Origin of the sequence: Bacillus sp. 17RED48 (assembly GCF_019837545.1) — a bacterium.
Classification (GTDB): Bacteria; Bacillota; Bacilli; order Bacillales; family Bacillaceae_G; genus Bacillus_A; species Bacillus_A wiedmannii.
In genome coordinates, this window is record NZ_JADAXG010000003.1 from 594,643 (window position 1) to 620,251 (window position 25,609).

A 25,609-nucleotide genomic window follows, 5' to 3' on the forward strand; every position below is an offset into this window, starting at 1 on the left:
AGAAATAATATCGTAAGAATATTGGGAAATATAAGTGTGTAAATTAATTATGAATATATTTTATTCACTGAAAATAATCCCTTGATAAATAAACAGAATTATTGTAAAGTAGTGATAATTAAAATGTATATTGTTTGAAAGCGATGAAAGGAAATAGTAACAAGTATTTTTTCTTTTAGAGAGTCGGTGGGTGGTGTAAACCGATAGAAGGAACTTGTGAATCCGTCCTTGAGCGAAATGTGGAACACTTCGATGTGAAGTTAATAATCGTTTCCGGATAAAAGCCGTTAATAATTTAAGTGGAGAGCATATATTTTTGTGCTTTTAACTAGGGTGGCAACGCGGGTTAACTCTCGTCCCTTTTATAGGGACGGGAGTTTTTTGTGTTTTTGTAGTACACAACCTAATTTTAAAAAGATTAGTTACTTAATTAGAGGAGAGATAAGCCATGTTAGATGTAAAAGTATTACGTACAAATGTAGAAGGGGTAAAGAAAAAATTAATTACTCGTGGTGGAGAGTTTCTTGAATTAAATAAATTTGAAGAATTAGATCTAAAGCGTCGTGAATTGTTAATAGGAGCAGAAGAGTTAAAAAGTAAACGTAATGAAATATCTGAACGTATTGCGAATTTAAAGCGTGAAAAACAAGATGCCGATGAACTTATTAGTGAAATGCGTGAAGTGGGAGACAATATTAAATCGTTAGATGATGAATTGCGTTATGTAGAAGAAGAGGTAAATACAATATTGTTAGCATTACCAAATCTACCTCATGAAACAGTGCCTGTTGGGGAATCAGAAGATGATAATGTTGAAATACGTAAGTGGGGAGAAATAAGTGAATTTTCATTTGAAGCAAAACCACATTGGGAAGTTGCTGAAAAATTAGGATTACTAGATTTTGAGCGTGCAGCAAAAGTAACGGGAAGCCGCTTCGTCTATTACAATGGATTGGGAGCACGTTTAGAGCGAGCGGTAGCCAACTTTATGTTAGATTTACATGTTGAAGAACACGGATATACAGAAGTGATTCCGCCATTTATCGTAAATAGCGATAGTTTATTAGGAACAGGACAGTTCCCAAAATTTAAAGAAGATGTATTCACCTTAAAAGACACAAATTATTCTTTAATTCCAACGGCGGAAGTACCATTAGCAAACTATTATCGTGATGAAATTTTAAAAGGTGAAGAGTTACCTATTAATTTTACGGCGAATACTCCATGTTTCCGTTCTGAAGCCGGTAGTGCAGGACGCGATACGAGAGGGTTAATTCGTCAGCACCAATTTAGTAAAGTTGAAATGGTTAAATATACAAAACCTGAAGATTCATACGATGAGTTAGAAAAATTAACAACAAATGCCGAAAAGGTTCTGCAATTGTTACAGTTACCTTATCGTGTAATCGTATTATGTACTGCTGATATGGCATTTCCAGCTGCAAAAACTTATGACATTGAAGTTTGGTTACCAAGCTATGGCGTATATCGTGAAATTTCTTCTTGCTCAAATTGTGAAGATTTCCAAGCGCGTCGTGCAAGTATACGTTTCCGTCGTACAAATGGAGCTAAACCAGAATTGGTGCACACACTAAATGGCTCTGGATTGGCTATTGGACGTACAGTAGCAGCTATTTTAGAAAACTACCAACAAGAAGATGGCTCTGTTATAGTTCCAGAAGTATTGCGTCCATACATGAGAGGAATAGAAATTATTAAATGAGAAAGACATTGATTTGAGATGAAGTTTAATAGCTTATAAAAGTTTTGGGGAATAAAGAATTATTTAAGATGATGAAGCCGGGAAGAGATTTTTTTAGAAGGTCACATATCAAGATTAAATAATTTTACTGTGTAAATACTTTTTCATAATAAATATAAAAGGTTAAGGAGATATTGTTAATGTGCAATCGATATAGATTAATAGAGGAATTTAATAATTTAGAATTTGATAAAAGTTTAAAATGGTTTTCTCCACCTAAAGATTGGGAGATTAATAGGAATAAATCGAAGTTAATAATCAAACCTGATAAAGAGACAGATTTCTGGCAAAAAACACACTATGAATTTCAATTTGATAATGGTCATTTTTTATACTATGAACTAAATAGAGATTTTAGATTGATCACGAAAGTAAACTCTAAACCAGCAAACAGATATGATCAAGCAGGTTTAATGGTTCGATTTTCAAAAGATACGTGGTTGAAGACATCTGTTGAGTATATACCGGATGACAATAGTAAATTAGGTGTTGTTGTAACAAAAAATGGATACTCTGATTGGTCTAGTCAGGAATTTTTGGAAGATTTGAATTCCCTTTACTATCGAATAACAAGAAAGGGTAATAATTACTATGTTGATTATTCAATAGACGGCGTTTCATGGAAGCAAATAAGAATGACTCACCTTTTTGAGGAAAAAGATTATATGAAAGTTGGTATTTATACTTGCAGTCCACAAGGAGAGGGATATGAAGCTGAGTTTGAATTTATTAGGATTGAGAATGTAGATGATAATACAAAGGTATATTAAAGGTATAAAGCCATCATAATTTTTATAGATGTATTGAATAAAAAGTTAATTCAATCGGGAATTGAAAAGTAATTAAATTTCTGTATAAAATACAATGAGTATACAAAAACGAAGAAGGTATTTTGAACAAAACAATTACAAATATTTGGTTTAACTGTTATGATTACGGGTGTTATTTTAATCCGGATAGTTTAAAATATTCATCAATATGTTTTTTAGGAAACAATGAATTCTTCCATAAAAGAAACCCATCCATTTTGTTTAATCTTTTTTCAAAATGGATGGGTTTTTTATCGTTTTTATTGCATTTGCAACAAAAATACGTAATAAGGAGCTACTTATGAAGGGAATTCTTCGCGAAATTGGAATGATAGCAAGGGCTTTAAATTCTATAAGTAATATAGAATTTAAAGAATATGAGCTGACAAAAGGGCAGTATTTGTACCTTGTACGAATATGTGAAAACCCAGGTGTCATTCAAGAAAAGCTATCTGAGATGATAAAAGTGGATCGAACAACAGCATCTCGTGCTATAAAAAAACTTGAAATGAATGGTTTTATTGAAAAGAAAGAAGATGAACATAACAAAAAAATAAAAAAACTCTTTCCAACTGAGAAAGGGGAAAATGTGTATCCCTTTATAAAAAGAGAAAATGATTATTCCAATGCCGTTGCATTGGAGGGATTTTCCGAAAAAGAAGTAGAAACTATTTTCAAGCTTCTTCAAAGAGTAAGAGGAAATGTAGAAAAAGACTGGGATTTTGTAAAAAAGGGGAACAAGAGAATTTATTGATTATATAAAGGAGTGACATATGTAGATGACTATAAAAAAGTGTACTCTTGAAGATTTACATAAGCTTCAAGAAATTAGTTATGAAACATTCGATGAGACATTTAAGCATCAAAATTCACCCGAAAATATGAATGCCTATTTAGAAAAGGCATTAAACTTAAAACAATTAGAAAAAGAATTAGCCAATCTTTCTTCGCAATTCTATTTTATGTATTTTAATAATGAAGTCGCTGGATATGTAAAGGTAAATACGAATGACGCTCAGTCTGAAGAAATGGGTGATGAATCACTTGAAATCGAGAGGATCTATATAAAAAGCACGTTTCAAAAACATGGGCTTGGTAAACATCTATTAAATAGAGCGATTGAAATTGCAATTGAACATAATAAAAAGAAAATCTGGCTAGGCGTTTGGGAAAAGAATGAAAATGCTATTGCTTTTTATAAGAAAATGGGGTTTGTCCAAGTTGGAGCCCACTCTTTTTATATGGGTGATGAAGAACAAATAGACTTTATAATGACTAAAACACTTAAATAACTTTGTTAAAAGGGGGTATATTCCAAAAAAATTTAAGATTAGAGATTTTGATGAGATTTTTTAAAAAAACTCTTTTGGTACGATTGTCATAACAGAACAAGGGAAACCAATTGCCATTCATTTGCCTTTGGGGTTAAATAAAAAAGGTGATGATTACTATATTATTGGGCATATGGCCTATGGAAATAATCGGTTGGAAATATTCGGGGATCATGGAGATGTGCTTGGTGTGTTTCAAGGACCACACGCTTATATTTCCTCTTTTCGGTATAGAAAGGAAGAAGTTCCAACATGGAATTATCAGGCCATTCATGTATAGGGTACAGCAAGCATTTTAGAGATAGATGAATTAATAGAAGAACTAGCAATGATGCTAAAAAAGTATGAAGAAAATCGTGAAAATATAGTTTTATGGGATGAACTTTCTCCTTAGTTATTAGAACGAGAAGTAAAAGGAATTGTTGGATTTAAAATTAAAGTGCAAGAAGTTCAAGCTGCATATAATTTAAGCCAGAATCGTAAGGAGAAAGATTATTCTAATATCGTTGATAAATTGCAAGCGAAAAAAATCCTGATTCTCAGTAAATGGCAAAGGTGATGAAAAAGAGGGTTAAAATTATAAATCAGTGCTATAGGACACTTTATGATTTTTTAAGATATAGTTACTTTAATTGAATGAGAAATATAAAAAGTAGATTTCCTGTACGTTAAGTGAAGTGGCATTTCATTCACATAATCCGTATTATCTGAAGTTAATAAAGTCTATTACACTCTCTTCTTTAAGAACGTTTCCATAATATCTTTCTTGAATCTTTCATAATCAAACTGAAAAGCTACATTATGCGTTTTATAGCCTGGATTAGTAACAAAACGAAAGTCTGCAATACTTTGACCAAATCCTTCTCCTTGATCAGGAATTACTTTAATGGGTACTCTTGAAAGACCAACAGCCTCTTGATTCAGCAAATACCACACTGTTACAAAATCATGCATAGGGCTTCCACTTATACCAGGATTAGACTTGGAATAGAAATTATAATAATAGTCTAACATAGGTTTGAGGATGAGCCCTGCAAGATCCTGTGTATTTCGATGAAATGCATCGATTTGTTGGACCATTTCGGGTGTAACAATCGCATGTTGAGTCACATTTAACGGGATAATTGTCAAATTCTGTGCATGCTGCAGAATTAAGTTTGCTGCATAAGGGTCGGCGTAAAAGTTAGCTTCAGCTACAGCAGTTACGTTACCTGGATAGAAAAAAGCTCCCCCCATGCAAATGCATTCTCTTACGTTTCGCATTATTTCTAAATTCAATACAAAAGTCGTAGCTAGCGAAGAAAGTCTTCCTAAATTGATAATTGTAAGATCTTCCAAATTTGATTCTATAACTTGATAAATATCATTTAAAGGATAAACTGGATATGAAATTTCAGGTGGAATAATAGGCCCTAATCCAACTTTTCCATGTACCTCAGGGAAATACTGAATCAAGATACCTGTCAATGGTACAGAAGCACCAAGGAATACAGGTATCTCTTCTCTTCCCGCAATGTATTTCAAATAGTTAATATTTCTTATTACATTTTCTCTTGATACATTTCCATAATCGGCTACAATTCCTACAAGTTGAATATCTTTACGAAAAAAGGTGTACAGTATAGCAAACGCATCGTCAATCCCCAAATCTGTAAACAGGAGAACCTTTTTTTGCATAACTTTTCCTCCAAAATTTATATAATCCTACTTTCACTAATGATGAAGTAATCAGGCTAAGCTTGTGTATATATATTTTATGTATTCTGAAAGAGTACATTCTATTCACTTGAAATAGTCTTGCTCATCTAAATTTGATATTATGTTCAAACGTAAGCTTCCGTTCTTAAGTTGATAGTCATCTGGTACTATCCCAATATACGTAGCGAAATAGGAATTAAATGCTAGATAGTTATTTATTTAGCTCCATTTGTATTAATCGTCATTATTCTTGCACTGAAATATTTAATGAACGTTGCAGATACGACAAAAGCAAGATTGGATATTTGTAAGTGTCATTTTATCAACGATTGATTTTGGTTGTATTTTATTTGAATTTAGTAGTGCAGGAAGTAAGGGATGGGATCATCCGATTGTTATTACAACAATTATTACCGGGGTACTTGTTACACTTTATTTTGCTTACGCCAAATAAAGTGTAACGATCCACTATTAAATTTATCCGTATTTAAGTATAAAATTTTTACTCTTACATCAATGATAAACGTACTCATCACGATGATTATGTATGCTGATTTAATTCTTTTACCGATATACTTACAAAACGGAAGAGGCTTTACCGCATTTGAATCAGGTTTACTTCTATTATCTGGAGCTGTTATTAATGCATTCTTATCACCTATTACAGGTAAAATGTATGATAAATACGGAGCAAAACCACTCTTTATTACAGGGTTAATATATTATTTCGATGTGGGGTGTAATTGATTTAACTGAATCCACAATGTATATGTATGTAATGGTGCGCACTATTATTTTACGAATTGGGTTAAGCTTTATTTCGATGCCATTAAATACAGCAGGACTAAATGCTTTACCTAGAGAATTAGGTTCACATGGTTCAGCGGTAAATAATACGATTCGTCAATTAGCCGGTGCTATTGGAACAGCAGTTGTTATTACTATATATACGACTCAAGCAACTTCACATGCTGCAGAGTTATCTTTGGAAAAAGGAAACATTACAGCTATTCAACTAGCGAAATTATCTTCTATTTTCGGCTCAAGTGATGCGTATCTATTTATGTTATTCTTATCTTTCGTAGCATTAATCTTTGCATGTTTTATGCCTAAAAAAGTGGCAACTCAAAAATTTGAAAGTGAAGCACATAATTAGAATAGTTTATAGAGTTGTTTAGAAAGTATATGATGAGAGAAAAAGCAAGTGATCTAATATGGAGGTCATTTGCTTTTTCTTTTTATTTGTTTAGGAATTTAACTTTATCTTGTAGAGATATCAAAGGAGAAATGAAAAATTACACCTACAACAATTAAAAGATTGATTATGCATGTAGAGCTCTTATTATTTGTCCTAATCTCATTTTAGAATAAATAACTTATAGAAAAAATTGAATAATTTTCATGTGGAGGGAGATTTTAAGAAGGATGTCGAGGGTATATTTTCCTGTTGTTTTTTAGATAAATGATTACTTAGCCAGAAACTACTTAGTGGAACGGTTTGTAAAGATTTTCTGTCAAGAAATCACTAACACTTAGCTCCAAGTATAAAACATAAACCATTCGATAAATGGGGTAGTGTGATGAAAAAACTTAGTAGAAAACATTTGAGAAAAGATATTCAGGAACTTGAGAATGCAAGTATGCAGATACACTCTAATCAAGATCGTGAGCTTGATCAGAGTGTATCTGCGAATGAAGAAGTTTTGAAACAAGTTTTTGACAATTGTTCCGATATTGTTTTTCGTCCAATATTTATAAATAGCCAAATTAAAATTCTTTTTATTTATATAGATGGATTGGTAGACACCGGTATTGTGGAACAAGTTGTTTTGAAACCAATGATGTTCGAGGGGATGCCTAGTGGACTAAAGGTTATGGATTCAGTAGGAGAAATTATACAAAATCAGCTTATTGCAGTTTCTCAAGTAAAGACGATTTCTAAAGTTCGTGAGGTTATAGAAGCAGTATTGAAAGCGAATATCGTCATTTTGACAGAAGGAGAGAGTCAAGCTCTGGTCGCTGACTTAAAAGGGTTTGAAAAACGGAGTATTGAAGAGCCAGCTGCCGAGATTTCTGTTCGTGGCCCTCGGGACGGGTTTACGGAAACTTTAAGGGTCAATACGAGCCTTATTCGCCGAAGAATTCGGAGCCAAAAACTAAAAATGGAACCTTATTCGATTGGGGAATTGTCACAGACAGATGTGGTGATTACCTATATTGAAGGAATTGCTCCCGATTCGGTTTTAGATGAAGTTCGCCAAAGGGTACAGCGAATTCAAATTGATGGGGTGTTAGAGTCAGCTTTTATTGAAGAGTTTATTGAGGACCAACCTTTTTCTCCTTTTCCACAAATTCAAAATACTGAGCGACCAGATGCGGTGTGTGCAAGTTTATTAGAAGGGAAAGTGGCAATTTTAGTGGATAACACACCTTTCGTTTTAATCGTTCCTATGACATTTTGGACTGGTCTCCAGGCAGCAGAGGATTATTATGAACGATCCATCTACACAACTTTTGTTAGATGGATACGTTTAATATTAATCAATATTTCATTATTTCTCCCTTCTCTCTATGTCGCTATTACAACCTTTCATCCGAAACTAATCCCAACAAATTTGCTTATTAGTATTGCAGCTGCAAGAGAAGGTATTCCTTTCCCAGCTGTTATAGAAGCGCTGATGATGGAATTTTTATTTGAAGGTTTGAGGGAAGCGGGCGTTCGGTTACCAAAACCCGTTGGATCAGCAGTTAGCATTGTAGGGGCACTTGTTATCGGACAAGCTGCGGTGCAAGCAGGTATTATTTCAGCACCATTGGTTATTGTTGTGGCGACAACCGGAATTGCTTCGTTTGCGTTCCCGCGCTATAACTTAGGAACAGCTTACCGGATGCTGCGCTTTCCGATGCTACTATTGGCAGGGATGCTTGGGCTGTATGGTATTGCTATAAGTACCCTTGCGATTTTAATTCATTTAACAAACATACGTTCATTCGGCGTTCCGTATTTAAGTCCGGTTGCGCCTCAGACTCCGCGTGATTTAAAGGATGTTTTGCTTCGAACACCTCGTTGGAACATGACACATCGTCCTATAATGGTATCTGGTAAGGAGAAAATCCGTTTTCCAGATGGACAACAACCAGGTGCAAAACGGGGAGGGGAAACAGAATGAGCCTACACAAGGCACTTTGTATGATACTAGTAGTTTCTTTATGTTTCTTGACGGGATGCTGGGATCGTACAGAGTTAAATGATCTGGCAATAGAATTAGGATGGGGACTTGATCAAGCGAAGAATAATAAGGTTGAAATTAGCGCCCAGTTTATTATCCCTTCAAAAATGGGAATGGGACAGAGCGGAAGAAGTAATGCAGGAAAATCAGTTTTTCTTGAATCAGGAACTGGAAAGGATACACATGAAGCTGTACAAATGATGCAAACAAAAATGTCGAGGGAAATCTTTCGAGGGCATCAGCGTGTAATATTAATTGGAGAAAAATTAGCTAAAAATGGTCTCGCTCCAGTTTTGGATGCATATAGTCGCGATCCTGATATTCGGTTACGAGCAGATGCGTTAGTAGTAAAGGGAAATACTGCAAAAGAGTTCCTGAAAGCATCTATCCCTTTAGAGGCTATCCCGGCACTTGGGGCACTTAAAGAGCATATGCAAATAGAGGCATTGGGAGATACATCGTTATTAAATTTTCTTATTGCTGGTACGAGTGATGGAATCACCCCAATCTTGCCAGTTATTAAACTAAATATGTCTCATAAAAAAGGTGAAAACGAGGTCAAAGGGTTTCAAATTGTAGGAGGTGCTATATTTAACAACGATCTTAAGTTGGTAGGATACTTAAATATGCAGGAATGGTTAGCTACTCTTTGGATAGTGAATCGTTTAAGTAAACAGACGATTACAGCAACTGCCTCTAAAGGGAATGGTAGTACGAGTTTATATATGACAAAAATCAAAAGAAAAATTATACCGACTATAAAAGGGGCCACAATTAAGTGTGACGTTGTTTTTTTAGGTGAAGGAACGATTCAGGAGAACAATACGAATTTAGATCTTTCGCAGCCAAAAAATCTTACTTTTTTAGAACGTGTAATGGAAAAACAATCTGAAAAACAAGCTCTCCAAACTATTAAAAAGGTTCAAAAACAATACGGAACCGATATCTTTGGATTTGGAGAAGCTATTCATCAAAAATATCCATCCGAATGGAAAGAGCTAAAAAAGAATTGGAGTAAGCAGTTTCGAAAAGTGCAGGTTTCTGTTCATGCAAAGCTTACTATTCGGCGAGTAGGACTGACTGGACAGCCGTTGCAGTTAAAGAAAAATGAAATAAAAAAATAAGGAGGAATATAGCGTGTGAGAAATTCGATGAAAATCTCTGGCAGACAAATCTTTTGGATGATGTTCACATTTGAAGTGGGCCAATCACTCCTTCTAGTTATTCCAGCGACGATTCGCACTGCCAAACAAGATGCTTGGATCTCGCTCTTTATTGCAGGGTGTGTAGGGATTGCTCTTACTTTTTTGGCAACTACACTTGGCTCGCTTTATCCGAAGCAAACCCTAATTGAATTTAGTCAAACCATTCTTGGCAAATGGCTAGGAAAACTACTGATGATTCCTTACTTCTTTGGATGGTACATGATAATTTGGATAACGGTCCGTGAATTTGGTGAGTTCATTAGTATCGCTTTGTTTCATAATACACCTTTGTGGATTATTGTCTTTACTGCTATGTTATTGCTCATTTTTATCATTTATCAAGGTGGGGTGGAAGGTATTGGGCGCTTAAGTGAAATCATTGGGCCAATGGTACTTTTAATGATAACGTTTGTAATCATTTTGAATGTTGGCAATATGAATTTGGATTATATGCTTCCTATTTATCATGATTCTGGATGGTTTCCCATCCTTAAAGGTTCCTATACTCCTGTAGCCGCGTTTTTTGGAGAGGCTGTCATGATGACAATGTTTGTTTTCTTTATGGACAAACCCGAACAAGCGCCATCACGGGCGATGTGGGGAGTAGGACTGGCTGTTTTTATGGTAACGATTGGAACATTAGCGGTCATTTTAACATTCGGTCCGAATTTGCCTTCAAGTTTTTTGTATCCGGTTTACGATTTGAGTCGGTACATATCCGTCATGGAATTCATTCAAAATGTAGATATTCTGATTGTTATTATTTGGTTTTTTAGTATTTTTGTTAAACTGGCGTTATACATGTTTCTCGCTTGTTATGGAACAGCACAAATGTTTCATTTGAAGGATTGGCGAAAAGTAGCTTTGGTTCTTGCTCCTATTTCGTTCATCATAGCTGTGTCGGTTAAAAATATCCAGACATTTACTCATTATTACTACATATTTTTCGTAATTCCTATTGCATTTCCTATCTATGAACTAGGAATTCCCTTACTGTTATTGGTGGTTGGCAAAATTCGAAGGAAATATGCATAAATCCAATCGGTAATATGTTCGAATGAAGATATGCTTCGTTTTTTGACTAAAATAAAAGGAGAAATAGTCTGCTCACAAGCGTAGGCTATTTCGTTATTTATGCATTGAAAGAACATGCGAACCATATAGAATTTCTAAGACTTTCTATTGAAAAAAGGGAGTGTTTATGAAAAATCCAGTTTCATAGTATGTTTTATGTTTGGAGTAATTTAATCACTATTGATCGTATTTAGTATGATGCGTTAGAAAAACGGTCTTGGAAACCTTCTAGTATGACAATCAGAATTATATGGGCTGTATTTGCTACGTACTTATCCTAGAAAATATAGTATAAATTAAAGGCGTAAATGAAAACTTGAGCATAATAAAAATGCTCGAGTTTTTATGTTGATTAATGATAATCTAAAATATAGAATATACACATCTCAGGGAGGTCATACATATGAAGAAATGGATGAAAATTATTTTGTACTCTTTATTAGGTATTTTACTTATGGGGAGCATTACTTTTTTTACTTGGTCCCAATTTACTTACAAACCAACGAAAGAGGCTTTGTCGTTAGTAGATGATAAAAAAGATGAAGATAATATAGTATTTGGACAGAAGGATGCTAAGGTAGGGATTATTTTTTATCAAGGAGCTAAAGTAGAAGTAGAGGCTTATAGTTACTTAGGGGAAGCTCTTGCAAAAGATGGTCATTTTGTAGTAATGCCTAAGTTACCACTAAACTTAGCGATACTCGGAATCAATGAGGTAGACATTGTAATTGAACAGTATCCGGAAGTTCAAAAATGGTACGTTGCTGGACATTCAATGGGGGGAGCTATGATTTCTAAATATGCCTTTCACAATGAAGACAAGGTAGACGGGATCATTTTCTTAGGTTCGTATCCTGCAGATGACTTCTCTACGAAATCGATTCCGATGTTATCAATTTATGGAGAAGTAGATGCTTTAGCAACAGTAGAAAAAATAGAGAACAATAAAAAGTTAATGTCAAAGAATACAACTATGCACATGATAAAAGGGGGAAACCATGCTCATTTTGGCATGTATGGTGAGCAAAAAGGTGATAATGCGAGCTTAATTACATCAAAAGCACAACGAGATGAAACAGTGAAAGTAATTGAACAATGGTTAGTGAAACAATGATAAGGAATTTAATAAATTTACTGAAAGAATTCTTCTTCCTTAAGATAGCCCAATGGTAGGTGGGAGAGGTGATCAAGAGCCAGCTCATACGAGTAGGCTCTTTTTATTTATCTGCTATCTCCAATTGTCCCTTTACTTTCCCTGGTATATCTTTTTCTGAAATAACGTCGTAAGAATACACATACTTTCCTTTTACATGAATTTTTAAGTAAGTTTTTTTTATAAAATCATTAGGGGTGCTAGTGCCTACTGTATATTCTTTCTCATTCCTTGCTTCATCTACACCTTTTAGGGCGTACATAGCTCGTCCTTTATGATGATAATCTGGAACACCATATCCTTTCGCAATGGCATATACATTTTTTTCTTCAGCAATCGGATTAAATCTATCCAAATCCCCGCGTAATATGAAAGGTAATAAATATATCGGTAGGCCTAATCCTATTATGCAAAGTACAAATTTCTTCATGATTGTTTCTCCTCTTATTGTATTTACATTTTTGAGTATAGAAAAAAATTCTTATAAATATAGAGGGGAATTTCTTAAGGTTTTCTTAATAAAGTTTAACCGTGTGAAAAAAGATTAACTTGAGTATTAAGCTTACGGAATGAATAGCCAAATAACCTGTTTTCTTTATTTTTTGATGGTAGGTTATTTGGTTTTATATTGGTATGAGTGAATTGAGAAATAAGTGAGATTTAGGAACTAGAATAAATGTATCTTACAGTAATAAGAGAATTATCTAAATAAATTATAGTGAGAACAATTAAAGAAAGCATCTAGTGGGGTGCTTTTTCTTTTGGAATAGAGAATCCAATGGGGCAGTTACATGTAATGCAGCGCTGTGCTTCTATGTCATTGGAAAACCCAATGATAAAAAAGAGGCTTGCCTTCCAAACAAATTGTTATTTGTAACACTGTTATCAAAGCAAAGTTCTCATGACATCTCTTTGATATTCAAAAATATTAATAACCTATTGCATGAAGTTTTTTGAAAATTTAGGTTTAACATCTTTAAAATAGGTGTATTACATATTACATAACAACTAAATAAAAAATCTAAAGGAGGAAAAATACAATGCATAAGAATGAAAGAAAACCGGTGGTTCATGAATATCAAAATGAACAGGAAGTAGTTATGAAAGTAAAAGAGCTAGAATTGCAAGGGATTCGCCAAGATGACATTTATGTCTTGGCACATGAAAAACATCTAACAAAAAAGATTGCAGATGATACAAACATAAATACGATTGGAGTAAAAGAACAAGGAATGGGCACAAGTATTATCAACTTTTTCTCCAAAAAAGGGGACGAACTTCGAAATCAAATGGAGGAAATGGGGTTGTCGAAGGAGGAAGCTAACTTATATGAAGAAAAATTAGATCAAGGGAGAATTTTACTCCTAGTAACAGCTGAAACACCAACGGCGAGTGATAGGCAGCCACAAAATTATCATTCTCTCTAATAGATTGCAACATCTGATAAATAGATAAGTTAATTATTTTAGGTTGTAGCATGGAAGAAAATAAAAGTAGAGAAGGGTGAGAAAAATGAAACATACAATATTTAAATATGCTGTGATTGGGATTACGACCGGAGTTATGGTCTCTCTATTAAAAAAAGAAAATCGGAAAGCTATACAAACAAAAGGAAAAAGCGTAAAAGACAAACTACAAGAAGGAAGCATAAAGGAAACATTGGGGAAGGTAACTGAGACAAGTAAACAATTCTCTGTAACTGCAGCTAATGTTGCAAAACAAACATTACCACAACTGCTTACAGCCACACCAGTTGTCATTTCTACTATTAAAGATTTAACAGAAAACGAAAATGACAAAAAGAAAAAAGATGAAAAGAATTACGAAATCAATCAAAATAGTAAGGACATAGACGGTGAAAAAAAGAAAAATGAAAAGAAATATATGAAAGAAGGGAAAGAAGAGAGTGCCTAGATTTAATTCTAAAAAGAGAAAGTGAGGAAAAAAGTATGAAATCTCTGTATGCAATTGATGTAGGAATTGGCTTTACCAAACGGGCATATCGACAGGATGTAGATTCTGAGGTGACGATTAAGAGTGAAGCTTCCACACTAGCCCGTGTACCTAATCATGCTGAAAGTGAAGATTTAACAAAGGTACGTTTTATAGACTTAGACTTTGCATACTACATGGGAAATGAAGCACATCAATCTGACGCTTCATTTCTTCCTCCATTTGACGAAGAAATAGAAAATTATTATGAAAGCGAACAGTTTAAACAACAAATATTTGGTTGCATTGCAAAGGATTATAAAGAAAATGTCGTGTTACCTTTAGTTGTTACCGGGCTTCCCGTTACTTGTTTTGGTAGTCAGCATGAGCAATTACAAAATGTATTAAAAAAAGAAACTTCCGTGCAAATTGATGGGAAATTTATTAATATTACGGTGGAAAATGCTTTGATTCTTCAGCAACCGGTCGCTTTACATGCCTATTTCTTAAAAGAGGGAATCATTCAGGAACAAGATCGTATCTTAATTATTGATGGTGGATTTCGTACATTAGAAATGACAGATATGAAACAGAATGTCATTTTAAATCATTATGAGACGGAACTAGGATGTAGCAAGCCTTTGAAAAATATTAAGAATATCCTGCAGAATCATGCGGGGGAAAGTAATCACTTGCATATTAACGACATGCCAAAAATATTAGAAAAAGGATATGGAGGTCGAGAAGAAAATCCTCAGACAAGTCAGGTTGATACTTTGATTCAAAAAGAGTTGGATACACACTTCCAAGACGTTATGCGTGTATTACAAGAACAATTTAAGTTAGACCAGTATGAAACTATTATTTGGACAGGAGGAATAGTAGATATCCACAAAAAACGAATTGAAAAAATGCAAGGTGAAATTTCTTCTTTCCGTATGGTAGACGCTTCGAAAGAGGCTGCACTTCATGGATACTATATGATTGGAAGTCAAGTATTTGACGACATCACCAATCAATCTGCATATGAATCCAAATTGTAATAACGACCAAAATGGAGTTCGTTGAATAGACGTGCCAAATTATGTGGCTTCTTTTCCACATATAAATAAGAAAAGATAAAAAGTGCTTGTATAGAGGAAATGTTTAAAATTTAGAATACAAATAACTAATATATAGGGGGTCTTCCTTGTAACAGAATAAGACCTCCTATATATTAGTTTGTAATTTAGATGATCTAAAAAATTTTCCTCGAAGACATGAATACCTACATACAAATTTCATATTACGGATATTATTCGATCAAACATAAAACTATTCAGAAAGGAAGAATAATATGGAATGCATAAAAATGCCGAAATGGAATTGGTATCATGTGAAAACTAGTGAGCTTGAAAAACTTTCTTCTATAATCCCTCGTGATGTAACATCTTATTTCTCTCAATTTGTAAAGAAAATAAGTTCTCCTTGTGAAAATGGATTATATGTTTATACGTTATCACCAAGTCAAACTTGTGTATATGGTTCGTTTTTATATGATCAAGATAAAAAGGACGCCAAAATTCAAAAATTTCTTCATTATTTCGTAGCTCATGGAATATTGATAACAGTCCAGGAAAAAGAGGAAGAGGATTTCCAAAAGTTAATACATAATTTCCCTATGGGTACAAAAAATTGTAATAGTTCCGCTGAAGGATTATGTGCCATCTTATCAATGTTTATATCTCACTATTTGCGAGAGGTTGACTATTTTGAAAACCATTTTAGAAATGTATTATGGGATTTTTATCATCATAATAACATAGCAGTTTTAGAAAAAATTTATCATATTCGTCATGAATTATTTATGAACACACATGTGTTTCGTTTAATACAAGAGGTATTACAAGGCTTGGAGGAAGCTTGGTTAGAAAATATAACAAAAACTCTTTGTTATAAACAAACACACTTGAAATTAGAGCGTGGATTACAACTTGTTAAAGAGTATCAAGAAGAATTAGACACGATGATTCATTTACAAGAAGTGGTTTCTTCTCATCGTGGGAATGAAATTATGAAAGCTCTTACTGTATTAACTGCTGTGAGTACGCCTTTGACAGCCTTAGGAGCATTGTGGGGTATGAATTTTAAATACATGCCTGAACTAGAATGGAAATATAGCTATTTAATCGCTCTCTTATTTATTATTTTTACAACAGGGGGTATGTATTTATATATGCAAGTCAAAGGATGGACAGGTGATTTATTACGAGTAAAGAAAAAGAAATCTTTTTTTAAATCTAATTAGTCCTGTTTTTAAAAAATATGATAGATATTAACCTAGATATATGGTTAGTAATATTTATTAATTGGGGTAGTGCCATATATCCACCAAGCTAATATTTTGATGTCCACCAAAACAAAAATTTTATCTCTTCACAGATAGTTGTCTATGAGAATTGAGGTCATTATTTTGTTTTTGGATATTTGCTTTTCTTAGCTTGATGGCAATGTGGTTCTACCTCTTATAAATGTTACAAAAATCCTTCAAATAGCTCTAACTTGCACAATGCTTCCCGTTAATATAATACGCTGATTCTGTGAAAACCGTAAATACAACCTCTACTTCTGGAAGTCCAAAATCCATTACATATGTAGTAATGGCCTTGGCAAATCGATCACGAATTTCCTGTCCACGCTCGAACCATTTCACTTCAATAAGAGGAAACGCTTCTATTTCTTCTCCATTGAATACAAACGTAGAACTTGGTAGTTCCAACGTAAAATTATCCGTACCACACTCACAGATCTCTGCGAGCTCTTCTACTAATGGCTTGCTTATGCGTTTTAATTGTTCAGTAGTAATTCCACGAAACACAACATGCGGCATGTAAATCCCTCCGTTAGATAGCTTTATATTTGCTCACATCATAACACAATTTATTTTGCTGTACTAACATCTATTGGTACATTTCAATGACATTCTTAAGAATAATCATATGTTATTGAAACAATACATGTATTGTAACTATTTAAAATATTTGAGAGCTCGGTAATTGGGTAAATAAAAAAAGCCTTATCATTCTCCCTGTAAGGAGGCATGAGGGGAGGCCTCTATTAGGAAAGGGATGGTACGCTTATATATTTTAAAAAGAAAAGACACCCTAAGATGCCTTCCTCCGACTTGATAACCACTTTAATTTTAATAACATTGGATTCCCATCCGAATACTATTTTACCACGTTAAGTAATGTTGGTCATTGAGAAAGTCAAATACGTAGCGTTCATATATAGTGACCTCTAGGAGTATGCAAGATTTAATACAGTTTTTTTATTGATCCAACAACAAAAAAGAACCATAAAACCGTGCCAGGATAGGAATGTATAAAAAATGCATAGATCGATAGAAAAAGAAAGGAGGTTCCCTTGTAAGGGGAAGATTCCTCCTTGTCCTTACTACTGATAATAGGACATTATGTCGACTCGATATGAATAGAATATACACTCACAGATCATAACAAATTATTCTTACGAATGGTATAATTAGGAGAAGAAGGTTGAATTTCTAACTTTCAATAAAGCTGCTTAACTGTAGACTAAATAAATGAAAAACAATATATTTATAGGTTAGTAACCAGATCTTGTTAAGTCGTATGTCCTATTTTTAGTTTAGCGTTGCCCAGAATGTACACCAATTAATCTCGCGAATTACAAGAAAACTATTATTGAAATGAGGCGTGCATTGTGAAGTTGGACGTGAATGAGTTAGCAGAGTATCTTACCAATACTCCTTTCCGAGTAGAAGGAGTATATCGTTATGCTAAAAATCCAGGTGTGCCTTATGCTGAGTCTACAGATTATTTCCCCGGATTTGTATTTCCGCTTACAGGGAAGACGCAATTTCAATTTAATGGTACGCCGTATACCCTTTCCCCAGGAAAAGTTATACATGGGGGTGCAAAAATGACATTAGCCCATAAAATGCTTGGTGAAATAAACTGGGAATATATTCTTGTTTTATATCGGATAAGCAATTCAGAACGAGAAGACTCTGGCTTTACTCATCAGCATTTTGAATTATTAACAGGACAATCTCCTCGTCTTGTCGAATTACTTATGCGTCTTTGGGATGTGTCTAATCAGCGTGGAGGCATTTCGATGTTTCAGACAGAAATGCTGTTTCGCGAAGCGTTGAATGAAGCTTTATTAAGTGTTGTCAATAGAGAAAACAACCATGAGTCGCATACTTTATTCGAACGAATATCTAGTTACGTTCATAAATGCTATTATAAAGATATTACAATACTCGAGCTTACAGAACAAAATAATATTAATCGAAATCGTCTTTCTTACGTGTTTAGAAAGCATGCAGGTATGGGGCCAGCAGAATATTTATTGAACTATCGTATAAAGATGGCTCAAAAAATGTTATGTACAAGTGGTGTGCCTGTACAACAAATTGCGCAGGCTGTTGGAATCGCAGACCCTTTTTATTTTAGTAGAGTTTTCAAGAAGCGAGTTGGCATTTCGCCTACTAAATATCGCGAGAAGTTCATCAATAATCCATACTAATGTCAACAGGGGTCCATTCTTATTTGAAAATCACTGTTCTATACTTATGGAGAGTTAAAGGAAACATTGGATTGAAAGAACTTTCATTGAAATCACTCTTTTGAACTATCTGAATGAAAAGTTCTGGCCTGAGCATTTTCTTTTTAAGCGTAATGACGACTTTTTTACTTAGATTACTGTAATATAGTGGAAGTTAAAAGTGAGGAGGGATTATTATCTATTACCAACCTATTAAACTAAATGACGAGTTATCTAAAATTAACGATTATTGGTATCCACGAGTGATTGGTGAAATGAATGATGATCAAATTCAGCTTTTTAAGGCCAATGGAGATTTTATATGGCATGAGCATCCTAATACGGATAAGCTATTTATCGTGCTTGAAGGGGAGATGTTCATCGATTTTCGTGATGGACAGGTGAAAATTTCTAAGGGCGAGATGTTTATTGTCCCGAGAGGCGTTGAGCATAAACCTTTCACTGAAAAGGAATCCTACATCATGTTGGTAGAGCCTAAAAGGGAAATGGATTGATAATTGTATCTAATGTTTCGTTGGCAGATAAGAAAGTGTAGATAAAATTGAGAAGTTAGGATTTAAATGCTCTATTATGGAATAAAGCATGCATCTTTAATTGATACCCTATTATAGAAATATTATGCAGTAACCTTTTCCTTATTAATTCGCCCGTATTCCTATTCTAATATCTAACATAAAAATACATCACTATTAAATAGTGATGTATTTTTATGTTAGAAAGAATCGTTATACGCAACCGTAACCTTTTGAATCTTCGCATCATTAATTGCAGCTTCTGCTTTTGTTAAACTTAATTCTGGAAAAGACAAAGTTGTTATACCTAAAGTTCCCAAAAGAATAGTACTAGATAAAATTATTTTTTTGAACATTACAAATCCTCCTAATATTGGTATTTTACATACGTTTAAACATTAATATATTATGTTAAATAATTACATATTCAGAATTTGATAAATAAACATCTGATTATTCTTATGATTCAAAAATACCTTTATATAATAAATGAAAAAACAGCTGACTTCTTACATAAAGTAACTAACTGTAGAGAAAGAAAATTTTAGCTTGATGGGCATGGGGTACCGCTCACATTTTAACCAAAATATATGCTAAGCAAATTTTGAAACAAAAAAGCCGATTTTTACTCAGTTAAGAGTACATCGGCTCGTGAATATTTAGCAGTAATTTCGTACTGTGTGCATAAAGATCTTTCCGTTATCGCCCACTTAGATAGAATTCAGTTTCACTTAGTTTTCTACCAATAATTTTTAAAAAAAGTTTAACGGCTTGATAATTAAAGTTAAATGATTTATATTTGTATTAAATGATAGTATTATCTATCAAAAATGACTTTATACAGAGAAAGGTGTGATTGAAATTGTTAAACGCCTCATTGGTGGAAAGCCTTTAGGTGCAGCAGCATTGAAAAGATTGGGAAGAAATGAGTGAGCTTATACAATAAAGAACGCTATAAATTTAAGTAGTGCTTGATACCCTTGAATTGGATTATTTGGTAAAAACATCGAAACTCATTGAAATATTTTCTCGTCTAGTAACTAAATTAATTTTAAGAGATAACTAATGAATTGAAAAAATCCATTAGTTGTTATCGAGTCTTGATGAAAAACGTAAAAATAGACAAGAGAAAATCCTGAAAAACCTATTCACAAAGTATGGTATGAAGGCAAGCTAGTAAGGGGAATTCAAAAATTATTGGATAAAAGCGAGGTAAATAATATGACTTTTGAAGAAAAATTACAAGCATATGCAGAACTTACGGTGAAAATTGGTGTCAATATTCAACCAGGACAATACTTATTAGTCAATACATCAGTGGATGCATTGGATTTCGTTCGTTTAGTTGTGAAAGAGGCCTATAAGGCTGGGGCAGGGCGTGTTCATGTTAATTTTTCTGATGAGGAAATGGATCGTGCTTACTTTGATTATGCCTCAGATGAGGAATTTAATCGTTTCCCAGAATGGATAGTCAAAATGAATGATGAGCTGATTGAACGTAAAGGCGCACTATTAATAATAGATGCTACAGACCCTGATAAATTTACAGGTATTTCAGCTGGTCGTCTAGCTACCTATCAAAAGGTATCAGGAGCTGCTCTAGGAAACAATCGCAACGCCGTAATGAAGGATTTAATAGCTTGGTCGATGGTAGCAGTTCCTTCATCAAAGTGGGCATCGAAGGTGTTCCCAAATTTAGCAGCTGAGGATCAAGTACCAGCATTATGGGATGCTATTTTTAAAGCTGTTCGTATCGGTGAAGGAAATGCAGTTGAAAAATGGCGTGAACATGTAACAAATTTAGAGTCTCGTGCGGTCATATTAAACAATAAAAAATATGCGATGCTTCACTATACAGCGTCAGGTACTGATTTAACAATTGCATTAGCACCACAGCATAAATGGATTACTGGAGGTGGTAAAACGCCAGATGATACTATCTTTATAGCTAATATGCCGACGGAAGAGGTTTATACGTTACCGATGAAACAAGGTGTAAATGGCTATGTAAGCAATACAAAACCATTAGTTTATCAAGGGAATATTATCGACGGCTTTAAACTGACATTTGAAGAAGGAAAAATTATTAAAGCTGAAGCACAGATAGGACATGATTTATTACAGGAGCTTATTAATGTGGATGAAGGCTCTTGCTATTTAGGTGAGATAGCACTTGTACCACATGAATCGCCAATTTCAGCATCGGGGATTTTATATTTTAATACATTGTTTGATGAAAATGCATCGAACCATTTAGCGATTGGTAAAGCTTATCCAACTTGCTTAGAGGATGGAAGGGATTTAGAAAACGATCAACTCGAAACGTTAGGTGCAAATATTTCAGTAACACATGAGGACTTTATGATTGGCAGCAGTGAGATGGACATCGATGGTATTTTACCAGATGGAACTGTAGAGCCAATTTTCCGTAAAGGTAGCTGGGCATTTTAAGTTTTTAATTTGAAGAAAGGAGTATATGAAACAATTATTAAGGATAATTGGTGCAACTATATAGGCGTTTCATCTGTTTTTGCTCAGATTGAAAATTACCTCTTTAATTAGATGTAAAATGCATTCAAAGGAGATAGGCCAATGAATTTCTGGGAAATCGTTTTGATAGTTGTGAATTTTAGTCTTTTAAGTTGGATACTGTTAGTAGGTAGAGAAACGAAAAAGTGGTCTAAATTAGCTACTTTGCTTGCTGTTGTAATGGTTACAGTTCAGCTATTGGTAGAAGGTTTTAGATGGCAGATGATTCCGGCATATGCATCCCCAGTTATCTTGATTTTATGCTATTTATTAGCTGGGCGGAAAAAGGGCTTTAGAAGCCGGGGTATATTCATAGTTAAAACTTTGTTGTTGTGCATCTATTTGTCTGTAGCAGTTGCACTACCTTTACTTATGCCAGTATTTTCATTTCAAGAACCTACTGGCCCACATAGGGTCGGTACGAAGCTATATCATTGGGTTGATCATCAAAGACATGAACCATATTCGAAAAATCCAACAGATCGACGCGAATTGATGGTGCAAATTTGGTATCCTGCAGCTGAAAAAAGCAAGGGGGATCAAGAACCTTATATTCGTAACATAAATGAACTCTCTAAGGGATTGGAAAAAACATTGTCCATTCCTGCATTTGCATTCAGCCACTTAGAATTGGTAAAATCTCATTCGTTTATGGATTTACAACTCTCAGACTCAGAGAATCAATATCCTATATTACTTTTCTCTCATGGTTTTAATGGTTTTCGTAATCAAAACACGTTTGAAGTTGAGGAGTTGGCTAGTCAAGGCTATATTGTTCTAAGTATCGATCATACCTTTGATACTGCAGCTACCGTCTTTCCAGATGGTCGAGTTGCTTACGTACAGCCCTTCAATTTAACTGATGACGCAGGGGATAGCCACATAAAATTATGGGAGGAAGATGTCACCTTTGTGCTTAATCAGATAGAGAAACTTAACCAAAACGATGAGACCGGCTTTTTTACAGGAAGGCTTGATACCTCGCGAATTGGAATGTTTGGGCACTCTTACGGTGGAGCTACCGCAGCACAAATACTTGCAAAAGATTCTCGTGTCAAAGCAGCTATCAATATGGATGGCGCTTTGTATGGGGAAATTTTACCTGAAAGTGGGATTGGAAAACCATTTCTGCTCATGAGTGCCGTAGAGCCTGATGAGGCAGATCCCGATAAAGTGACGGAGCGATATGGGCGTGGGTTAGCTGGCGGTGGTATGTCAATGGTCATTCCTCATACAGATCATACAAGCTTCACTGATTTACATTTGTTCTCCCCACTGTTGCAGAGCCCAGGTGAAAATCCAAAGGAAGTTCATCGTATTATCAACGAATTCAGCCTGGCATTTTTTGACCAGTATGTAAAACAGAAGGATGATGGCTCAACCCTTAAAAGGCTGATGACCAAATACCCGGAAGTGAATTTTAAAGTAAACCGATAACTTTATGCAGAAAGTACCTTCATTATAAAATATTCAGTAATTAAATGAAGTGCAAATAGATTTAATATAAGTAGAAAAATTAATGTAATTATTAATTCTTCATGAAAAAATGCTGGAAAAATTAGCGAGAAGGATAACTGTATTAGTGAAAAAATAAAATATCACAAGGGAACATCGTGATAAATAGCTTAAGAAACCCAGCTAATGTGATCATTTTCTCTACTAAGAAAGCGACTCGTACCATTTCCTTTGGCTTTTGTATTTATTACATCAAAAAATTAATTTCTTCATCGGCATCTAAATAATGAAATGCTAAAAATGAAACATTCAAAGTACTATCAGTTTCAGTAATATAATTCTTTTGGAAAGCTACATTCAGCAGCTGGACACTTTGTTTGAGATTGTTTATCATAATATCAAATGATATATTTATCTATCAAAAAATGACGACTTTATATATAAAAAGGGAGAGATTGACGATGAAGAAAGACTTATCAACGTTAAAGGAAGCGAGATTTAACGCAATTCTTGATTCGGCTACTATATTGCTTGTTGAAAATCCTACTGCTTCGATGAATGAAATTGCGGAATATGCGGGAATTGGCATTGCTACACTCCATCGCTACGTCGAAAGCAGAGAGAGATTGATGCTATTCTTGGGCCATCGAGCTATACAATTGGTAAGTGATACCGTAAACCAGATTCCACTGGATGAGGATAGAAGCGAGAACTATATTCCAGAACTCATTGAATCGTTAATCCCTTTAGGTGACAAAATCTATTTTCTAGGTCATGATGCATCTGTATTTAACAATAAAGAATTAGGTGAAGCCGAAGAGAAGCTGAGGGAACCCTTACGACGCGTTATTGAGCTGTTACAACAAAAAGGTTACTTTCAGCAAACAGTTAGCAGCGAATGGATTTTGAATACGCTTTATGCTCTGCTTTTCCATACTTGGGAACAGGTACATGAAGGAAATGTGGCTAAAAAATCTGCTGCAGAGCTTGTTTTAAATACATTTTATTATGGTTTCAAAGCTAAGGATGAGTCGAGAGGGAAGTGAAATGATACAAATCCATGATAATTAACATCAATAATATAGAAAGCGAAAAGGAGTACTGGGAAATGAATAAAATCTCTATTGTAAAGGCTGTTTATCAATCTATGGTCGGTGCCCAGCTAAATGTAATGGCATTGGAATACATGGCATTTGCACTTGCAGGATCTGAGGAGAAGAACACAGTCGAAGGGACTTTTTGTAAGCTATGGCGGCAGGGGAACAACCGTTTTAGTCATCAATACGCTTATGAAGCTCAAATGGACGGGAAAACTTTAGGGATGATTACTTGCTATCCCGTACCCGTTTTAAATCGTCTTGCCTGGCCCACTTTTAAACAGCTGCTTTCATTCCGAAAGTTGGATTTTGTTGTTTATAACATTCGGAATATCAAAATGCTTTATTCCATGATTACCTTGAAGGAGGGAGAAGATGACGAGTTTCACATCGGAACAATCGCTTTATTGCCCGAAAGTCGTGGACTGGGGATAGGTACCAGACTACTTGAGTTTGCCGAGGAACAGGCTTCCCTGCAAGGCTTTGCCAAATGCTCTCTGACGGTAAAGAAAGAGAACCAACTTGCTATTAAATTGTATCAGAGGTTAGGCTACCAGATTACAAGTGAAATTAATAAACCAAAGTTATCGTTGTACAGAATGGTCAAAAACGTAGGACGTTAAAACCTTTTTTAAAAAAAGTTTTAACGTCCTAGGATAGTACCAGGGGTACCGCCACATCACTATTAAGCTAAGCTCATTCAATGTTAATTATAGTAGAGGCTGTTTCTTTCGAAATAGAGTAGATAAGTGGTTAAAAGAAGCAGGCATTTATCCAAAGCGAGTGATAGAATTCGGAACAATTGAAGCGATTAATGGTTGTGTGAAGGCTAGAATGGGCATTGCTGTCATGGTCAAATCAATTTTGAAAGACCATGAGCAATCTTTAACCATGACTGATTTACCTGAGAAATATTCTAAAGTACCAACTTATTATATTATGAGAAAAGATGTACTTTTTTCTGCTGCTTTACAGAGATTTGTTGAGATGATAAAAGAAAAAACTATGTAACCTAATTTTGATTATTGAAGATCGTTTTAGTGCGGCATAAAATGTAGAACCCCACATCCATCAACTTAAAAAGTTTTTTACGACCCCAAATAAGATTTTTGTACATTTTTACCCAGAAATATCAATTTTATTGTTTTTGAGGTGTTTTTTTCACTAGCTTGATAGCGATGTGGCAGGACCCCATCACTATCAAGCTAAGATTAAATAAAAATCAATTAAAC

The 25,609-nt window shown here is 34.4% G+C and carries 23 protein-coding genes, 3 pseudogenes and 1 other annotated feature; of the genes and pseudogenes, 21 read left to right on the forward strand and 5 right to left on the reverse strand.

All coding sequences use genetic code 11. The features are described from left to right. The first annotated feature begins 134 nt into the window (after window positions 1-134). Window positions 135-364, forward strand: a binding site (T-box leader). 84 nt (window positions 365-448) lie between these two features. From serS to ILT06_RS15885, 5 genes and pseudogenes are all read left to right on the forward strand, one after another. After that, on the forward strand, window positions 449-1,723 hold the full coding sequence (serS, locus tag ILT06_RS15865; protein ID WP_064475749.1) for a serine--tRNA ligase: 1,275 nt from the start codon (window positions 449-451) through the stop codon (window positions 1,721-1,723). 179 nt (window positions 1,724-1,902) lie between these two features. Next, window positions 1,903-2,532 carry a DUF1349 domain-containing protein gene (locus ILT06_RS15870; RefSeq protein WP_064475748.1) on the forward strand — a complete coding sequence of 210 codons (630 nt, stop codon included), beginning with the start codon at window positions 1,903-1,905 and terminating at the stop codon, window positions 2,530-2,532. 340 nt (window positions 2,533-2,872) lie between these two features. Beyond that, window positions 2,873-3,325 (forward strand): MarR family winged helix-turn-helix transcriptional regulator, encoded by a 453-nt coding sequence (locus ILT06_RS15875; protein ID WP_064475747.1) that lies wholly within the window; start codon window positions 2,873-2,875, stop codon window positions 3,323-3,325. A 25-nt stretch (window positions 3,326-3,350) separates the two neighbouring features. Then, window positions 3,351-3,863, forward strand: coding sequence for a spermidine/spermine N(1)-acetyltransferase (gene paiA, locus ILT06_RS15880; protein WP_098102417.1), 513 nt, complete (start codon window positions 3,351-3,353; stop codon window positions 3,861-3,863). Between the two features lie 82 nt (window positions 3,864-3,945). Beyond that, window positions 3,946-4,448: pseudogene (locus ILT06_RS15885) on the forward strand (FMN-binding negative transcriptional regulator). Window positions 4,449-4,628: 180 nt separating this feature from the next. Here ILT06_RS15885 and ILT06_RS15890 read toward each other — a convergent pair. Continuing rightward, window positions 4,629-5,579: a nucleoside hydrolase gene (locus tag ILT06_RS15890; protein ID WP_064475746.1), complete on the reverse strand. Its 951-nt coding sequence runs from the start codon at window positions 5,577-5,579 to the stop codon at window positions 4,629-4,631. A gap of 228 nt (window positions 5,580-5,807) precedes the next feature. Here ILT06_RS15890 and ILT06_RS15895 point away from each other — a divergent pair. The 5 genes and pseudogenes from ILT06_RS15895 to ILT06_RS15915 all read left to right on the forward strand — a co-directional run. Continuing rightward, window positions 5,808-6,756, forward strand: a pseudogene (locus ILT06_RS15895) (MFS transporter); the annotation flags it as partial. A gap of 421 nt (window positions 6,757-7,177) precedes the next feature. Beyond that, the gene (locus ILT06_RS15900) at window positions 7,178-8,770 is read left to right on the forward strand and encodes a spore germination protein (RefSeq protein WP_149174194.1); all 1,593 of its coding nucleotides are present in this window, start codon (window positions 7,178-7,180) and stop codon (window positions 8,768-8,770) included. Continuing rightward, window positions 8,767-9,954 carry a Ger(x)C family spore germination protein gene (locus tag ILT06_RS15905; RefSeq protein ID WP_064475744.1) on the forward strand — a complete coding sequence of 396 codons (1,188 nt, stop codon included), beginning with the start codon at window positions 8,767-8,769 and terminating at the stop codon, window positions 9,952-9,954. Before ILT06_RS15900 ends, ILT06_RS15905 begins: the two co-directional genes overlap by 4 nt. Window positions 9,955-9,981: 27 nt before the next feature. Beyond that, window positions 9,982-11,070 (forward strand): GerAB/ArcD/ProY family transporter, encoded by a 1,089-nt coding sequence (locus ILT06_RS15910; RefSeq protein WP_064475976.1) that lies wholly within the window; start codon window positions 9,982-9,984, stop codon window positions 11,068-11,070. Between the two features lie 442 nt (window positions 11,071-11,512). Next, window positions 11,513-12,223: an alpha/beta hydrolase gene (locus ILT06_RS15915; RefSeq protein ID WP_064475743.1), complete on the forward strand. Its 711-nt coding sequence runs from the start codon at window positions 11,513-11,515 to the stop codon at window positions 12,221-12,223. A gap of 103 nt (window positions 12,224-12,326) precedes the next feature. On the opposite strand, the gene ILT06_RS15920 is transcribed toward ILT06_RS15915, so the two are convergent. Both ILT06_RS15920 and ILT06_RS32905 read right to left on the reverse strand, forming a co-directional pair. Continuing rightward, entirely contained in the window at window positions 12,327-12,692 is a 366-nt protein-coding gene (locus ILT06_RS15920; protein ID WP_000714941.1) for a YxeA family protein, read from the reverse strand. A 394-nt stretch (window positions 12,693-13,086) separates the two neighbouring features. Continuing rightward, window positions 13,087-13,191 (reverse strand): annotated as a pseudogene (locus ILT06_RS32905) (acyl dehydratase); the annotation flags it as partial. Between the two features lie 111 nt (window positions 13,192-13,302). On the opposite strand from ILT06_RS32905, the gene ILT06_RS15925 reads away from it, so the two are divergent. The 4 genes from ILT06_RS15925 to ILT06_RS15940 all read left to right on the forward strand — a co-directional run bounded on the left by ILT06_RS15925 (window position 13,303) and on the right by ILT06_RS15940 (window position 16,481). Next, the gene (locus ILT06_RS15925; protein ID WP_000549435.1) at window positions 13,303-13,689 is read left to right on the forward strand and encodes a YflT domain-containing protein; all 387 of its coding nucleotides are present in this window, start codon (window positions 13,303-13,305) and stop codon (window positions 13,687-13,689) included. Window positions 13,690-13,774: 85 nt separating this feature from the next. Continuing rightward, window positions 13,775-14,176, forward strand: a complete 402-nt coding sequence (locus tag ILT06_RS15930; RefSeq protein ID WP_000683229.1) for a hypothetical protein — start codon at window positions 13,775-13,777, stop codon at window positions 14,174-14,176. 35 nt (window positions 14,177-14,211) lie between these two features. Next, on the forward strand, window positions 14,212-15,237 hold the full coding sequence (locus tag ILT06_RS15935; RefSeq protein ID WP_222655282.1) for a ParM/StbA family protein: 1,026 nt from the start codon (window positions 14,212-14,214) through the stop codon (window positions 15,235-15,237). Window positions 15,238-15,530: 293 nt separating this feature from the next. Further along, window positions 15,531-16,481, forward strand: a complete 951-nt coding sequence (locus tag ILT06_RS15940; protein ID WP_064475740.1) for a magnesium transporter CorA family protein — start codon at window positions 15,531-15,533, stop codon at window positions 16,479-16,481. A 249-nt stretch (window positions 16,482-16,730) separates the two neighbouring features. On the opposite strand, the gene ILT06_RS15945 is transcribed toward ILT06_RS15940, so the two are convergent. After that, on the reverse strand, window positions 16,731-17,063 hold the full coding sequence (locus ILT06_RS15945) for a DUF1904 family protein (protein ID WP_001120967.1): 333 nt from the start codon (window positions 17,061-17,063) through the stop codon (window positions 16,731-16,733). Window positions 17,064-17,917: 854 nt separating this feature from the next. Between ILT06_RS15945 and ILT06_RS15950 the strand changes: the two genes are divergently transcribed. Then, entirely contained in the window at window positions 17,918-18,745 is an 828-nt protein-coding gene (locus tag ILT06_RS15950) for a helix-turn-helix transcriptional regulator (protein ID WP_222655283.1), read from the forward strand. 293 nt (window positions 18,746-19,038) lie between these two features. Next, window positions 19,039-19,278, forward strand: coding sequence for a cupin domain-containing protein (locus ILT06_RS15955; protein WP_142289304.1), 240 nt, complete (start codon window positions 19,039-19,041; stop codon window positions 19,276-19,278). Between the two features lie 218 nt (window positions 19,279-19,496). Here ILT06_RS15955 and ILT06_RS15960 read toward each other — a convergent pair whose 3' ends face one another. After that, window positions 19,497-19,652, reverse strand: a complete 156-nt coding sequence (locus tag ILT06_RS15960) for a hypothetical protein (protein ID WP_154131981.1) — start codon at window positions 19,650-19,652, stop codon at window positions 19,497-19,499. Between the two features lie 865 nt (window positions 19,653-20,517). Between ILT06_RS15960 and ILT06_RS15965 the strand changes: the two genes are divergently transcribed. From ILT06_RS15965 to ILT06_RS15985, 5 genes are all read left to right on the forward strand, one after another. Then, a complete protein-coding gene (locus tag ILT06_RS15965) occupies window positions 20,518-21,747 on the forward strand; it encodes an aminopeptidase (RefSeq protein ID WP_064475975.1) in 1,230 nt (409 codons plus the stop codon). Window positions 21,748-21,888: 141 nt separating this feature from the next. Beyond that, window positions 21,889-23,262: an alpha/beta hydrolase family protein gene (locus ILT06_RS15970; RefSeq protein ID WP_064475738.1), complete on the forward strand. Its 1,374-nt coding sequence runs from the start codon at window positions 21,889-21,891 to the stop codon at window positions 23,260-23,262. A 479-nt stretch (window positions 23,263-23,741) separates the two neighbouring features. Then, on the forward strand, window positions 23,742-24,326 hold the full coding sequence (locus tag ILT06_RS15975) for a TetR/AcrR family transcriptional regulator (RefSeq protein WP_064475737.1): 585 nt from the start codon (window positions 23,742-23,744) through the stop codon (window positions 24,324-24,326). 62 nt (window positions 24,327-24,388) lie between these two features. Further along, window positions 24,389-25,000: a GNAT family N-acetyltransferase gene (locus tag ILT06_RS15980; protein ID WP_149174184.1), complete on the forward strand. Its 612-nt coding sequence runs from the start codon at window positions 24,389-24,391 to the stop codon at window positions 24,998-25,000. Between the two features lie 61 nt (window positions 25,001-25,061). Further along, a complete protein-coding gene (locus ILT06_RS15985) occupies window positions 25,062-25,388 on the forward strand; it encodes a LysR substrate-binding domain-containing protein (RefSeq protein WP_255449885.1) in 327 nt (108 codons plus the stop codon). Window positions 25,389-25,609: the final 221 nt, after the last annotated feature.